General features: G+C 59.9%; 9 protein-coding genes. 5 read left to right on the top strand and 4 right to left on the bottom strand.

Translation table 11 applies throughout. The annotated features are described in order from the left end of the window. Positions 1-14: 14 nt before the first annotated feature. The 3 genes from M5G26_RS25745 to M5G26_RS25735 all read right to left on the bottom strand — a co-directional run bounded on the left by M5G26_RS25745 (position 15) and on the right by M5G26_RS25735 (position 8,976). The gene (locus M5G26_RS25745) at positions 15-2,741 is read right to left on the bottom strand and encodes an RHS repeat-associated core domain-containing protein (protein ID WP_273916820.1); all 2,727 of its coding nucleotides are present in this window, start codon (positions 2,739-2,741) and stop codon (positions 15-17) included. Beyond that, positions 2,738-7,249, bottom strand: a complete 4,512-nt coding sequence (locus M5G26_RS25740) for a SpvB/TcaC N-terminal domain-containing protein (protein ID WP_273916819.1) — start codon at positions 7,247-7,249, stop codon at positions 2,738-2,740. The genes M5G26_RS25745 and M5G26_RS25740 overlap by 4 nt, the downstream gene beginning before the upstream one ends. A 203-nt stretch (positions 7,250-7,452) precedes the next feature. After that, positions 7,453-8,976 (bottom strand): fumarate hydratase, encoded by a 1,524-nt coding sequence (locus tag M5G26_RS25735; RefSeq protein ID WP_007916251.1) that lies wholly within the window; start codon positions 8,974-8,976, stop codon positions 7,453-7,455. Positions 8,977-9,753: 777 nt separating this feature from the next. Between M5G26_RS25735 and M5G26_RS25730 the strand changes: the two genes are divergently transcribed. The 3 genes from M5G26_RS25730 to M5G26_RS25720 are packed head-to-tail and all read left to right on the top strand — an operon-like array spanning position 9,754 to position 12,567. After that, a complete protein-coding gene (locus M5G26_RS25730) occupies positions 9,754-10,860 on the top strand; it encodes a GGDEF domain-containing protein (protein ID WP_150693260.1) in 1,107 nt (368 codons plus the stop codon). Beyond that, positions 10,853-11,788 (top strand): iron-sulfur-binding ferredoxin reductase, encoded by a 936-nt coding sequence (locus M5G26_RS25725; protein WP_134176710.1) that lies wholly within the window; start codon positions 10,853-10,855, stop codon positions 11,786-11,788. Before M5G26_RS25730 ends, M5G26_RS25725 begins: the two co-directional genes overlap by 8 nt. 29 nt (positions 11,789-11,817) lie before the next feature. Beyond that, positions 11,818-12,567, top strand: coding sequence for an enoyl-CoA hydratase-related protein (locus tag M5G26_RS25720; protein WP_273916818.1), 750 nt, complete (start codon positions 11,818-11,820; stop codon positions 12,565-12,567). A gap of 140 nt (positions 12,568-12,707) precedes the next feature. Here M5G26_RS25720 and pyk read toward each other — a convergent pair whose 3' ends face one another. Next, positions 12,708-14,159, bottom strand: coding sequence for a pyruvate kinase (pyk, locus tag M5G26_RS25715; protein WP_007916243.1), 1,452 nt, complete (start codon positions 14,157-14,159; stop codon positions 12,708-12,710). A gap of 172 nt (positions 14,160-14,331) precedes the next feature. Between pyk and M5G26_RS25710 the strand changes: the two genes are divergently transcribed. Beyond that, complete coding sequence (locus M5G26_RS25710) at positions 14,332-14,718, top strand: tetratricopeptide repeat protein (RefSeq protein ID WP_093098895.1); 387 nt, start codon at positions 14,332-14,334, stop codon at positions 14,716-14,718. Positions 14,719-14,949: 231 nt separating this feature from the next. After that, positions 14,950-15,306, top strand: a complete 357-nt coding sequence (locus M5G26_RS25705; RefSeq protein WP_134176713.1) for a PilZ domain-containing protein — start codon at positions 14,950-14,952, stop codon at positions 15,304-15,306. Positions 15,307-15,677 lie beyond the last annotated feature (371 nt).

Genomic DNA, 15,677 nt, shown 5'->3' with positions numbered 1-15,677 from the left:
CGCAGTCGGCCATCTCAGGCGGTCTTTTTCTTGTCGGCACGCGCCTGTTTCAGCAGAAACTGGTTGTCGGTAGTGCCTGCCTCCCTATAAGCAACCATGCCTTTTTGCATACGCGCGATATAGTCCAGCGTGACCGTTTTTTGTTTCTGCAGCGCAGACCTGTGAACCGCGGCAATCGCTCCTTTTGGGGTCATGGCATTGACGTTCGGTATGATTGTGGCCGGAAAAAACACGTCGGTACCCAGCGCATCAAAAGCTTTTTCGGCTTGCACCGAGCGAGTTTCGACGGCGTCTTTCCAATCCTCGAGCATTTTTTCGATCTTGCCTGTTTTGACCGGATCGAGCCGGTGCTTGATGTCCTCTGCTTCTTGTACCCGAGCACCGAGATTCATGAGGTTGCCTGCAATGCCAAAAACCGAACCCACCACCCAGTTCATCAAAAAATCGGGGTTGAGTATCACGCCCGGCGCTTCCCGCCAGTCGATTTCCTGATGGGCATTCAGTCCGAGCATTTCATCAATTGCCGCGACCGAGATTTTCGAGGTCTGGGGAATCAACGAGCGTATCAACGTTCCTGACGTGATGGAGTCCGCCGCGCTGGCACCCGCGGCAGCGAGGCCGTTGCCTGCGGTCAATCCGTCAATGTAGGGGTGACTGGTTAAAACGGCGCTGCCATCCAGTGCGGACCTGTTCGCCAAAACGGCTCCAAGTACACTGGTAGTCAAGGCGCCGGCGCTCTCTCCGACGAGGTTTTTTGTGAGTTCGGTCATGATGTTTTTTTGATTGAAGACATTATCCAGCTGTTCTAATGTCTGGTCGGCAAAAAAGGACAGGACGTTCATGAATTGCGAATAGTTGTAGATCACGCTCTCGGCTTTTTGGGTGCCGGCAAGATCGACAAATCGCAGCGGATTGTTCCCGACAAACCCATACAGATTCAGCCCATCCACATCCCCCGCCGGATCGGCACTGACCCACCGCGCCAGCCACGGCGCGTAATACCGCGCGCCGTAGTAGTACAACCCGCTGACATCCATCTCCTTGCCCGAATAACGGATGAATTTATAGCGCACTTCGACTTCGTGGCGTGCGGCCATCCACGCCGTTTCGCCGAAGGGGTAATAACCCTCCTGACTGGTCAGATCGCCCTGTTGGTCCAGTTCCATCACGCAGGAACCGAGGTGATCTTCGAGGCTGTAGCGCAGTTGATCCATGTCGATTTCATCGGGTTTGTTCTTTGCCCAATGCAGACAGCGGGCGTTGCCGAGACTGATGACGTGCAGTTCTTCGCCGTTGTCGCGGGTGCGGATTTCCAGCCCCGGCAAGTAGCGCACCTGGTGGAAGTGCTCGGCGTTGGCCGCGAAGGTTTCGTGGCGTTTGAACACGCGCATTCCCTGGCTGTAGCGGTAATACTCGGCATCACTGCGGGCGTTTTCGCGCGAAATCAGGGTCACGTTCTCCAGCTTATCGCGAGCGTTCCATTGCAGCGGCTGGCCTGGTTGCACGGACCGTTGATTGCCGTGCGGGTCGAACAGTTCGTCGAACACCGGCTCCGGTTCGCCCGGTGTCCAGCGCACCCCGCGATTGCTGTGCGGGTCGATGCGCATGTGCCGGGTGGAGTTGTTGCCTGCGCGTACATGGCACAGTTCGATCAGGTTGCCGCCATTGTCATATCGATAAGTCTGGGTGTAATTGAGGCGATTGTTCGGGTCGCCCGGTTGCGGCAGGCCGGGAATGTCCGGCGGCGGCGCGTCGTCGTAGCCAGTGGCGCTGGTCAGCCGATAGAGCGAGTCGTAGGTGAAATCGCGATGGCCGTCGATCAGTTGGTTGGCAAAGTATCGCGGCTGGAATGCGTGGTCTTCGATACGGGTGATATTGCCGACGGGATCGTAGAAATATTCGAGGTTCTGCAGGACGGCGCCGCCGTCCTTGCGACTGGATTGGGTGTGCAAGCGGCCGTCTGCCGGGTCGTACGTCCACTGACTCAGAACGCGATTGCCGGCCAGTTGTTCGATGATCTGATCGTTGGCGTTGTACTGCGCATCCAGCAGCACCGGTTGCCAGTCCGGCGTGCCGCTGATCCACAGATCCACTTGCTTGAGTTGCCCGGCCAGCCCGTAGTGCGAGCGTCGCCGATGGCCGCCGGCGTCGGTCTGTTCCAGCAGCGCACCAAGCGGACTGAACACATGATGGCTGGTGAACGCTTGATCATCATGGAAGGTGCGGATTTCGCTCAGGGGCTGGCCGGTGAGCGAGAAGCTATTCGTACTCAGCGAACCGGAGCGATCCTTCTGTCCCAGCAACTGGCCGCGGCGGTTGTACCCGGCGTCGGCCGAGGCGTCGGCGTAGGTGAACACATCCACATTCGGCTCGCCATTTTCCTCGACCTCCATTACCCGCAATTGCTCATCGAAGGTCGTGCGCCGATGGCTGCCGCGTTCGTCCCAGCGCTGTAAAGGTTCACCGGCCAGCCCCGGTAGGGTCAGGCGCCAGCCGGCGTCGACGCTGTCGGATTTCAATACCGCACCGTTCAGGTTGTAAACGGTGGTCAGGCAAGGCGCCGAAAGCCGCGGGTCCCATTGTTCGACCAGACGTCCGTTGTCATCGTGCTGCTGACGGGTGACCAGAACGTCGGGGATGTCGGCCGTTACGCTGCGCAAGTACCCGACCTGCCGCACCGGCAAGCCACGCGCATCGCTCACGGCCAGCGCGGGTGTGCGCCGATGCAGGTTGGCAGTCATGAGCGTGATGCCTTGGTCGGTGATGACGGTTCAACGGTGTCGTTGAAGTCTTCGCTGGCTTGATACCAGGGGTGGAAGGTCTCCCGTGAAAAATCGCCCTTGGCGTTGACCAATCGCACTTGCCGGCCCTGGGTGTCATAAAAAATCTTGTCGTGATTGCCCAGTGTGCGCAGGGATTGATCATTGACGTAGGTATAGGTATCGGCGAAAAACGCGCGGTACCGACGAACAGGCAAACCCTTGTTGTTGTATTCGACACGCTCGCTGATACGCCAGCGCGGGTCGGCATCGACCACTTTGAACTGACCATTCTCGACGATCAGCGAACCGTCGGCGTCGACGGCATAGGCTTTACCCGCATCGACCCGTTGCTGGCTTTGCAGGGCCCGACCAAAACCGTCGACGCAGGCTTTGACGATCTGGATTTGCTCCAGCACCGTATCGTTCGGATAACAGTCGGCAGAGAGGATCACACTGTGAACCGGTTCTCGATGCACCGAACCGATCGCCTTGTGCAATGCCTGTTCATCAGGCGTCAAAGTATCGCTGCGCCGGGCGAGTTTTTGCCGCGCACTGGCCCTGATGTGGCCGCTGGGCAGGAGATAGCCTTGGGCAATCCATGCGCTGGCGCCGTTGGCTATCTGCCCCATCCAGCTGAACAGATCCTTGCGCACGGTACTGGCGGCTTTTTGTACGGCGGCGGGCGGATTGGCAATCGCCGTAGCCGGGCGCCGATCCTGCGGAGGCACGTAGTCGCTCAGCGGGTTGAAACCCGCAGGCTCATTGTTTTCGGTGCCGTAAAAACTGGAGGCAAACGGCTGACCGGAAGGTTCGTAGATCGCCTCTTGAGTGTTGTCGTTGGCATCGATGATGCTCAGCGGTTGCAGCGCGTGGTAGTCGTACTCAATGCGCGTGGTGCAGCCATCCGGGAGTTCCACGAGGGTCACGGCCAGCGCATGAGCGTCGTACTCGGCGCGGGTGTAGTCGTGGCTGAGGGTTTCGCGATAGCGCCGGATTTTGTAGAAACCGTCGAGGCTGGCGTATTCGGCGTAGCCGAAATTCGCCGACCACAGGTCGTGCTCTGTACTGCCCAAAGGACTCACCCAAAACAGAAACGGCATTGGCAGATAGCCGATCTTCTTCAGTTCGTCGCGTACGTTGAAGGGCGCAGGCAAAACGCTGTAAGCGTCCAGCGCGGTCTTGTCCAGTTGTGCCACTTCCAGTGGGCCGACCAGGGCTTCGAAGCCGGCGACGCCGTCGTGCAACGGCTGGCCATCTGTGCCCAGATAACGCTGTACCGACTGCGTGGTCAGTACTCGCTCGGCGTTCCAGTGCGCTGAGTCCTCATACTCCATCAGGCACTCATGGGACACCTGCGCAGGGTTAAGCCCGGTAGGCAGAGTGCCTTTGGGCAAGACCAGTGCGTTGCCTCGCTGTTGACAGGGCAAACCGAGGCGCCAATGCTGCAAGTCCGTGTCCTGATCGATGAACGCGGCACGGCTTTCATTCAGGTAGAACGCTTGTTGCGCCGGGTCATGGGCGTCGTACCACCACTGCTGTTCATCCAGGTCGTCGAACGGTGGCGCATCCTTTTCGGTCAGTCGCCGGGCGTAACTCACGGTGATTACGTGAGTCGGCTGACCGTAGGCGTTATAGCGCAGGATCACCTCATTGCGACACAGGGGATCATCGACAAAACCGTCGTACTGGTAGCTGAGCTTTTCCACCACCAGTGGCAGCAACACGGCGGCAGCGTAAGCCCCTTGCTCGCGCACCTCACGTACCAGATAACGCAGTTCCTGGACTGTGTACGGCGTGGCAATCCCGGGAGCGTCCACGTCTGCATCGGCATAGGTCTCGATGCGCGTTACCGAGCCAGCCAGCGCTCGGGATATTTGGTATCGGGTGTCTTCGTCGTGCGCAGGAATGATTTCATCAGCGTCATCTTGTGAGTGATGTCGACTGAACAGGGTGCTACCCAGGGCGACAGCCTGTGGGTCCTGATTGAAATAGGCATCGTGCGGCCGGTCCATCGATTGCCCGGTATGAAACCAGGTGAAGACCCGCATCGGCTCGCTGAAACCTTCGATCTCATCTGCGCAGGCGCTCTCACTGTCGGTTTGCTGCAACAGGCCGAAACCACGGAACTCACGCTCGCGGCTGTCGTAGAAACCTTCTCGCCAAGTGAAAGTCTGCGTCAGACAGTTGCCGGTGATCTCGTCCAGTTGCTGCTGTTTCTTGGCCACCGCCACCGGGAACGGCAGATGACAAACCGGCAAGCGCTTGAGCGTGAGTAACCGGTGTTTTTCATCCAGCCATTCCTGTGCCGAGCTGCGGTAGACCACGCTCGCACTGCAACCCATATTGTTGTTGCTGCTGGTCAGCAGATACGGCTTGGCCGAAACGAAATCGTAGCGCCAATGCTGCGGCTGCATGTGCGTGACCGTCAGGATCAGACTCGCGCAGCCCAGGCCTTGCAGGTCGGCAAAACTTACCTGGTTGAAACGGTCGAAGCGCACGCCGTCGGGCCACGGCACACTGATCGGTGTCTGCTCCAGGCCATTGCCGCCGCGATTCAGGTAGATCTCGAAGGCCTCTGACTTCAGATAAATCAGCGATGCAGCACCGGAGCCGTCGAGGTCGGCAAGGCGCACGCGTGACGAATCGAACTGTTCGTCGCTGAAAGGCAATGTGCTGATCTTGCGCCCCTTGCCAAAGCGGCCATGGCCCAGGTTTGGCCAGCAACGGATTTCGTTGTGGCGAATCCGGCACAGCTCGGGCATGTCGCTGCCCAGCAGATTGCCCAACAGCACCAGTTCTGTGCGCGAATTGCTGAACAGGGGCAAGCGGTCGTCGTCGGGTTCGTGAAGCACCTCTGCAGGCGCGGCAAAGCCATGTTCGCGCTCGTTGGCATACAGTCGCACGGCGTTCGGCCCGATCAATGCCAGGCTACTCAAGCCGTCACCGCTCAAGTCGCCAAGTGTCGAGAGGGTGTTGAAAAACTCCGGCGGAAATTTGCCGAAGGGGACAAAGTCGGCAAACTCGCGTTGCTCTGTCAGCGAGCGAAAACCACTGATACCCGGTTGCGCGGTGACCCAATCGAGCCTGCCGTCCCCCGTCAGGTCGGTCAGCAGTTGCTGTACCGGACGGTTGCGATCGGCCACCGGAATCTTGTCCAGTGCGGTCCATGGCCCATAGCCGATTTCATCGGTGCCCTTGGTCGCACGCAAGGGTTCGCGGTAGTACCAGGCCTGGTCATAACGGCAGAGGAAACCCGGCACACCTTCGCCATAAAGATCCACACACTGGTAAAAACCACCGTCCTCGATACTCGGCTGGACATCGTGTTCGAAGAAACGTGCCGGGGTTTTATTGATGTCGAAGGGGGCATAGTCGAACTCGACCGGCGGCGTGTTTTCGACAATGCCGCTCGCATCGAATGCCTGATAGTGCGCCGCGCTGATCTGGCTGTAGGCCCACTGCGCGATATTTTGCGGTTGGTGATATTCCAACAGCAGGCGGCGTACCAGTTTCGGTTGGTCAGTCGATTGCCCGGGAAAATGATGAAACAGCAATGCCTGCTGGCAGAGTCTGCGAGTGCCCAGTTCAAAACCCTGACCGTGGGTTGAAAAACTGTCTGGGCGAACGGTCCAGGGTTTGAGGGGGGCACCGTCATATGCCGGGATGTCGGTCAGTGACGTGCTGCGCTCGCCGTAATCGAACAGCAGATGAAAGTGCCAGCCCAGTTCGGCGGGATTGTCCGTCGTCCAGCTGTACAGATCGCTGCTGGCCGTGAAGTTGCCGTAACACACGCGGCGCAGATAACGCTGGGCGCGATAGTCACGCACGGGGTCGGGATCCTGATCATCGGCCTTGTATTCAAAGCAGATGTGTTCGCCGCGCGCGTTCATGCTTTCGCACAGCAGCCATGTGGCGATTCGTCCAGGAGCCTGGGGATCGGCAATTCGTGTGGCTTCGGTTTTGCCGTAAAGGTGCAGCGAGCCGTCAGCGCCGTGTATCAGCCAGAATACCGGTGGATCGGCTTCTCGGGTCTGGCGCTGCCAGCGTTCGCGCAAGGCAAAATCGCTCTCGACTCGAGGCCAGTAGCGGACGACTCTGTGCGGGCCGATGTTGACGCCGTTGTAGACGCTTTCCTCACGGAATTTGAGCTCGCCGTGCTCATCCAGCTCTGGCATCCACACTTCGCCGTCGACACCGATGATCTCGTCGTGGTCGGAGTAACGCGGTACGCCTTTGTTGGTTCTGCGGATGATCTGACCTACGCCACCCAAGTGCCAGGACAGGCCGAACGGACCGTTGCCGCTCTGACTGGTGTAATTCAGCGAAATCTGCGGATCCCAGCCCCGCCCGGCAGACGTCGGAATCGGCAGTTCGAATGATGCCGCTCCGGTCGGCCCCACTGCGCCCCAGCTTTTGCCGATGGTGGCGATCGATGCGCTTTTGGCGATGGAAGGGGTGGTGATGCTCAGCTCTTGTTGATCAGGCATGGTCGAATCCATTGCGCACGGGGGTGGGCGTGAATGGACTGACGCTAACAAGAATGGCGGGTAAATGAACCTGTCAGATCTGACAGGTGCGCAAGATCATTTTGTATGCTTCGGCGCTTTTTTTATCGCGAACGGTTGGCCCCTGTGAAAACGGCCGGGTCATCGTTGCAGATGAACCGGCCGTTTTTATGGCAGCGAAGGGCTTACTGCACTTCTACCGCCAGGCTTTCGCTGATCTTCTGTTGCCAGATCGCAGGACCAGTGATGTGCACCGACTCACCTTTGCTGTCCACCGCAACGGTGACCGGCATGTCCTTGACCTCGAACTCGTAGATCGCTTCCATGCCCAGTTCGGCGAAGGCCAGCACTTTCGACTTCTTGATTGCCTGAGCCACCAGGTAAGCAGCGCCGCCGACGGCCATCAGGTACACGGCTTTGTTGTCCTTGATCGCTTCGATCGCAGTCGGGCCGCGCTCGGATTTGCCGATCATGCCCAACAGGCCGGTCTGCTCGAGGATCTGCCGGGTGAACTTGTCCATCCGCGTTGCGGTGGTCGGGCCAGCCGGACCAACCACTTCGTCACCGACCGGATCAACCGGGCCAACGTAGTAGATGAAACGACCCTTGAGGTCTACCGGCAGGGTTTCACCCTTGTTGAGCATCTCGACCATGCGCTTGTGCGCGGCGTCGCGACCGGTGAGCATTTTGCCGTTGAGCAGGACGGTTTCGCCCGGCTTCCAGCTCTGCACGTCCTCCGGGGTCAGGGTGTCGAGGTTGACGCGACGCGCCGACGGGCCGGCTTCCCAGACGATTTCCGGGTAGGCGTCCAGCGGTGGCGCTTCCAGCGAAGCCGGGCCGGAACCGTCGAGCACGAAGTGTGCGTGACGGGTGGCGGCGCAGTTCGGGATCATGCACACCGGCAGCGAGGCGGCGTGGGTCGGGTAGTCCATGATTTTCACGTCGAGCACGGTGGTCAGGCCACCGAGGCCCTGGGCGCCGATGCCCAACTGGTTGACCTTCTCGAACAGCTCCAGACGCATTTCTTCGATGCGGTTCTGCGGGCCACGGGCCTTCAGTTCGTGGATGTCGATGGATTCCATCAACACTTCTTTGGCCATGACGGCGGCTTTCTCGGCGGTGCCGCCGATGCCGATGCCGAGCATACCCGGTGGGCACCAGCCGGCACCCATGGTCGGAACGGTCTTGAGTACCCAGTCAACGATCGAGTCGGACGGGTTGAGCATGGCCATTTTCGACTTGTTCTCGGAACCGCCGCCCTTGGCCGCCACGTCCACTTCCACGGTGTTGCCCGGGACGATGGAGTAGTGAATCACGGCCGGTGTGTTGTCCTTGGTGTTTTTCCGAGCACCCGCCGGGTCGGCGAGGATCGAGGCACGCAGGACGTTTTCCGGCAGGTTGTAGGCGCGACGCACGCCTTCGTTGATCATGTCGTCCAGGCCCATGGTGGCGCCATCCCAACGTACGTCCATGCCGACACGCACGAACACGGTAACGATACCGGTGTCCTGGCAGATCGGGCGGTGGCCGGTGGCGCACATGCGCGAGTTGATCAGGATCTGCGCCATCGAATCACGGGCCGCTGGCGATTCTTCGCGCAGGTAGGCTTCGTGCATCGCCTGGATGAAATCCACGGGGTGGTAATAGGAAATGAACTGCAGGGCGTCGGCAACGCTCTGAATCAGGTCGTCTTGCTTGATCACGGTCATGAGTCGCGCTCCTCTAAAAGACGGGAACATTTTAATAGGGCAGCTTTGAGCTTCTAGCTTCGAGCGGCAAGTTGGAGCAGTACGCGGACTGTTCGAGCTTGCGGCTTGGAGCTTGCAACTTGAAGCTGGCCCTTTGGGCCGGGCACGCCGGGGCTGCTGGCGCGACGCTAAAAAGGCGCGGCAGTATAACGCGCCTCGATGGGGCGTACACGCGCCGGCAGTCATTCGTTGGTCGCATGGGTGGGCGAATATCGGACAGCGGGTTTGCACTTCAATATTTACCCCCTCACCCCAGCCCTCCCGAAACGTCGGACCGCCCCCAAGGGGGCGAGGGGGAAAGGGAGCCGATCTTCATGCTGCTCAAACTTGAGTTCACTTCTGGGAAGGGAGCCGATCTCCATGTTGTTCAAACTTGAGTTCATCTCGGGGAAGGGAGCCGATCTCCATGTTGTTCAAACTCGAGTTCATCTCGGGAAAGGGAGCTGATCTTCATGCTGTTCAAAATCGAGTTCATCTCGGGAAAGGGAGCCGATCTTCATGTTGTTCAGACCTGAGTTCGGCTCGGTGTTTCAGGTCGGCGTATCTCGAACAAACAACTCGGTCAGTCCCCTCTCCCTCTGGGAGAGGGCTAGGGTGAGGGGCTTTTGAAGCCGCACTTTTGACGTCAAATTTCGAGCCCGAAAATCGGTGGTCATTTATCGACTACGCCTCTAAAGTGGCAGCCGGTCTGTAGAGTAGGACACTCGGTCAGCCTCCTATCGCACGGTGAGTCAACGATTGACCCATAACGCCATCCAACGTCTTTTGCTCAAACGCTTTGCCCTTGCTGCGGCCACCTATGGATTGGCTTTGCTGCTGCTGTGGCTGGCGTTTTTCACCGGTCATTACGACCAGACCCTCAGCTCCGTGGCCATCGGCAGTGCGCTGGTGGTGATCAGTCAGTCGGCGCTGTTCGCGCTGTTCTGGAGCGGGCGCAACCTGCGCTTTGCCGATCCCAGCCTGACCGAAGTACAGGTGCTGCTCGGCCTCGGCTGGCAGACCTGGCTGATCGCCCATCTGGATGAAGCTCGCGGCGCCTTTCTGGTGTTCTACGTACTGATCCTGCTGTTCGGCCTGTTCCACCTCAGTCGACGGGCGTTCGTGCGTTGCGCACTGCTGGTGTTCTTCAGCTTCTGTGCCGTCACGCTGTGGGACGGTTACCACTTCCGCTTGCGCGAACCTGCGCTCGCAGCCTTGCAGGTGTGCATTCTGGCAATGGTGCTGGCATGGCTGGTGCTTTATGCACGCTTCGTCCAGGTGTCGCGACAACGCCAGCGCCAGCGTCGGTTTGCCTTGCAAGCGCATCAGGACACCTTGCGCGGGATGATGCGTCAGCTCGAAGATCTGGTCGCCACCGATGAATTGACCGGGCTGTTCAATCGTCGGCACTTTCTGCGTCTGGCCTCGCGTGAGCTGAATGCGATGGACGACGATGTCGTGCATGGCCTGGCGTTGATCGACCTCGACCACTTCAAACGCATTAACGACCTGCACGGTCATGCCGCGGGCGATCAGGTGTTGCAGGCCTTCGCCGGCGTTGCTCAAGCATGCCTGCGCGACGGCGATGTGCTGGCGCGTTATGGTGGTGAGGAATTCGTTGTGTTGCTGCCCGATTGCGACGCCGAACGGCTGACCGCCTGCTGTGAGCGTCTGCGTATCGCCTTCACCGACGTTGAACTGGTCGGCCTGAATGTGCGCAACCTCAGCCTGTCGGCCGGCATGACGCTGTTGACGTTGGGCGATGATCTGGACGATGCCTTGCAGCGCGCCGATCAGGCCTTGTATCGGGCCAAGCGCGACGGGCGCAATCGTTGTGCGGCCGCGTGGGAGAACGTTGATGCCTGAACTTCGCGTCGGTGAGCGAAAGTGGTCGGTGGCCCCGGGCAGCAACCTGCTCGATACCCTCAATCAACATGGCGTCGCGGTGCCTTACAGCTGCCGCGCCGGCAGTTGCCATGCCTGCCTGGTGCAATGCGTGCAAGGCCTGCCGGCTGACAATCGGCCGGACGCCTTGAGCGCCGAGCAGCGTCAGGAGGGCTGGCGCCTGGCGTGTCAGTGTCAGGTCGTCGAAGACTTGCAGGTGCATACGTTCGACCCGATCACCGACGGTCGCCCGGCAGTGGTCGAAGCGCTGGACTGGCTAAGCGACAGCGTCCTGCGCTTGCGTCTGACCCCGCAACGGCCGCTGCGCTACAGCGCCGGGCAACACCTGGTGTTGTGGATCGAGCACATTGCGCGGCCGTATTCGCTGGCGAGCCTGCCGCAAGAAGACCGTTTTCTTGAATTCCATCTCGATTGCCGCCAGCCCGGTGAATTCAGTGATGCCGCGCGAAGATTGCAGATCGGCGACTCGATCCGCCTCGGCGAACTGCGTGGCGGCGCCTTGCATTACGACCCGGACTGGCACAACCGGCCGCTGTGGCTGCTGGCCGCCGGCACCGGTTTAGGCCCGCTGTTCGGCGTGCTGCGTGAAGCCTTGCGCCAGGATCACCAAGGCGCGATCCGCGTTATTCACGTGGCCCATGACGAGCGCGAGCATTATCTGGGCAAACCCCTTGCAGCGCTGGCTGCACAGCGGGAAAACCTCAGCGTCGAGCTGTGGACAGCGGCCGAGTCAGCCGCCGCTTTGGCGCAACTGCGCCTTGTTTCCCGACAAACCCTGGCCTTAGTCTGCGGCTCGACGGCCAGCGTCGACGCCTTCGCCCGGCGTCTGTATCTGGCTGGATTGCCGCGCAATCAACTGCTGGCTGATGTGTTTGTGAGCCGTGGTTGAGCGCTGATATTTCAGACGCGAGACACGCCATGACTGATGCCATCCTGCTGGAACGCGAATGCGGTTTACTGACCCTGCGCCTCAACCGTCCGGACAAGAAAAACGCCCTGACCCGGGCCATGTATAGCCGTCTCGCGGACGCGCTGAAACAGGCCGATAGCGACCCTGAAATCAACGCCGTGCTGATCACCGGCAGCGCCGAGTGCTTCACCGCCGGCAACGACATCGCCGACTTCATCCAGCAACCGCCGAGCGACCTCGACAGCCCGGTGTTTCACTTCATGCTTAATCTGCTGGAGTGCCGCAAACCGGTGATCGCTGCTGTGGCCGGCGCGGCGGTGGGCATTGGCACCACATTGTTGCTGCACTGCGATCTTGTTTATGTGGCCCGCGATGCGCGTTTGCGCATGCCGTTCGTTAATCTCGGTTTATGCCCGGAGTTTGGCTCCAGCCTGATCCTGCCGCGTTTGCTCGGACAGGCCAAAGCGGCGGAGCTTCTGTTACTGGGCGAAGGCTTTACCGGTGAACAGGCTGCGCAGTGGGGGATTGCCACCGAGGCGTTGGGCAGTGGTGATGCGGCGTTGCGCAAGGCGCGGGAAATGGCGCTGCGTTTCGATGAGCTGCCGGCCGAAGCGGTACGCATCAGCAAGCAATTGATGAAGGCGCCGGATCGCGAGTTGATTCGTGAGGTGATCGAGGAGGAGGGCGTTCTGTTCACCCAGCGCCTTCGTTCGCCAGAAGCAATGGCGGCGTTGACCGGGTTTATCAAGCGGTATTGAAAAGCCAACCCTCATCGGAACGCCGCCCGCCCAGCCCTCTCCCAGAGGGAGAGGGCTGGGGTGAGGGGCTTTCGATTCAACGCAGACAACAAAAAGCCCCACCATTCACATGGCGGGGCTTTGGTTTTTCAGCGCGTCAATCAGACCTGCGGGTCGCCCACGTGCAGGATCTTCATGCCGTTGGTGCCGCCGGTGGTGTGGTAGCTGTCGCCCTTGGTCAGGATGACCCAGTCGCCTTTTTCCACAACGCCGCGCTTGACCAGCTCGTCGATGGCTTTCTGGCTGACTTCGTGCGGTTCCAGCGAAGCCGGGTCGAACGGTACGGTGTACACGCCACGGAACATCGCTGCGCGCGCCTGAGTTTCACGGTGCGGCGAGAACGCATAGATCGGCACCGAAGAACGGATACGCGACATGATCAGCGGGGTGTAGCCACTTTCGGTCAGCGCGATGATCGCTTTGACGCCCGGGAAGTGGTTGGCGGTGTACATGGTCGCCAGCGCGATGCTTTCGTCGCAGCGGGTGAATTCCTTGCCGATGCGGTGGCTGGACGTCTTGCCGGTCGGGTGCTTTTCAGCGCCGACGCAGATGCGCGCCATCGCCTGCACAGCTTCCAGCGGGTACTGGCCAGCGGCGGATTCGGCCGAGAGCATCACGGCGTCGGTGTAGTCGAGCACGGCGTTGGCCACGTCGGACACTTCGGCGCGGGTCGGCATCGGGTTCTGGATCATCGACTCCATCATCTGGGTCGCGACGATCACAGCCTTGTTGTGGCGGCGTGCGTGCAGAATGATTTTCTTCTGAATGCCCACCAGCTCGGCGTCGCCGATTTCCACACCCAAGTCACCACGGGCAACCATCACCGCATCGGAGGCCTTGATCAGGCCGTCGAGGGTTTCGTCGTCGGCCACGGCTTCGGCGCGTTCGATCTTCGCTACCAGCCAGGCGGTGCCGCCGGCTTCGTCGCGCAGTTGACGGGCGTATTCCATGTCGGCAGCGTCACGCGGGAAGGACACCGCGAGGTAGTCGACTTCCATTTCCGCAGCGAGCTTGATGTCGGCCTTATCTTTTTCAGTCAGGGCCGGTGCGGTCAGGCCGCCACCGCGACGGTTGATGCCTTTGTGGTCGGACAGCGGGCCGCCGATGGTCACGGTGCAATGCAATTCTGTTGCGGTGGCGGTATCAACGCGCATCACCACACGGCCGTCGTCGAGCAGCAGCTCGTCACCCACGCCGCAGTCCTTGACCAGATCCGGGTAGTCGATGCCGACCACTTGCTGGTTGCCTTCGGTCAACGGATGGCTGGTGGAGAAGGTGAACTGGTCACCGATCTTCAGCTCGATCTTCTTGTTGGCGAATTTGGCGATACGGATTTTCGGGCCTTGCAGGTCGCCCAGCAGGGCAACGAAGCGGCCGTGTTTGGCAGCGAGGTCACGCACCAGCTTCGCGCGAGCCTTGTGCTCGTCGGGGGTGCCGTGGGAGAAGTTCAGACGGGCAACGTCCAGACCAGCCAGAATCAGCTGTTCGAGAACTTCCGGCGAGTTACTGGCCGGGCCAAGGGTAGCGACGATTTTGGTACGACGGACGGACATGCAAAGACTCCTGAGTTCAAGCGCTAGCGAAGGCTACTATGCTCGAAGGGTGTAGTCATTGTTCGTTTGCACTACTTAATGGTTTCTTTATTGAACACGGCAACTTTGGGACAAACGCGCCTGAAGATTTCCGACCAGGGGTCGATACAGAGCACAAGACAGGAGAACCCCCATGCGATTGTTGCCCATTGCCGCCCTTGCCCTCAGCGTCCTCGCCGTCACGGGCTGTACCCGTTGGTCGATGAACCATCATTTGAACAACGCCTACAGCGCCTACGATCGCGGCAACTGCGAGCAGGTCATGCTCGAACTGTCCAAGGTCGAACGCGCCAGCCGCGCCCGGCCGTACGTGTGGCCGGAAGTGTCGATGATGCGCGGCCAGTGCCTGGAACGGCAGAAGCTGTACATCGACGCGGTGCAGACTTACCAGTTCATCATCGCCTCGTACCCGAACAGCGAATACGCCTACCGCGCCCGCGCGCGTCTGGAAACGCTACAGAGCCTGGGCCATTACCCGACGCGCAGCGCCGCTGCGGTAGTGCGCCCGACACGCTTCTGATGACAGTTGTCATACAAAATCTGGCTGTGTGTACAAGCTGAGCTATAGTCGAGTAACCCGGGTTTAGAGCTGAATCTGTAAACCCGGAGCAACACCTGCGACTGGCAAGTGGTCAGGTGACGGCGACGTAGCGACCGTCACACCGGAAGCGGGGAGAGCGGGCCTGCGACACAGGCACGTTCCGAAGCAAAGGTGCGGCTCTGTGACGGAGCCTTGCATGGCGAACTGCGCATGTTTACCGAACGGATCGAACGGCATCAGCTGCCTTATTTCCTCAGAGTGTTCAACAGCGTAACCGACAAGCCCATCGGCTTTCTCGGCAACCTCTCCGAAGACGGGCTGATGCTGATCAGCCAATTGCCCATGATGGTTGGCGTGGATTTCCAGTTGCGTCTGAAAATACCCGCCAGCGATGGCTGCCAACAGGTGATCGACTTCACCGCGTGCTGCGTGTGGTGCCATGAAGACGCCACGCCGCTGCACTACGACGCCGGCTTCGTCCTGCAATGCGCCCCGCCGGAGTTTGGCCAGCTGGTGCAGGCGTTGCAGCGTTATTTCAGTTTTCAGCCGTTGCCGGCTTCTGCCTGATTTCAGGATCGCTGAAAGCTCTATGAGCATACTCGCTCTGCGGAGCGCAAAAGGCTTGCCCGCGAAAGCGTTAATACCGCATCACATGGACTAACGCTCAGGTGTGGTAAGTGTCTGCTCGTTTTTCATCGCGACCTCCGCCCGTAACAATCCTCCCTCCCTCAACTGATCGATCACCGTCAATAGATGCCGTGGTCTTGTCATCGTGGCTGTCGCCAGTCCGGTGGTCCTGGGAGTGTAGGCCTGCCGAGTCACTGCAGGAGAAGAGCTACCGCTCGTCGGGACTGTCAGATCTTACAGGTGCGCAGTCGGGACACGTGCGTATTCAATGATTCAACCAGTATCCAGCCCTCGCAATGACATGGAGCAAG

Source organism: Pseudomonas sp. TNT2022 ID642 (genome assembly GCF_028656995.1).
GTDB lineage: Bacteria > Pseudomonadota > Gammaproteobacteria > Pseudomonadales > Pseudomonadaceae > Aquipseudomonas.
This window is presented reverse-complemented; position numbering and strand designations above follow the sequence as displayed.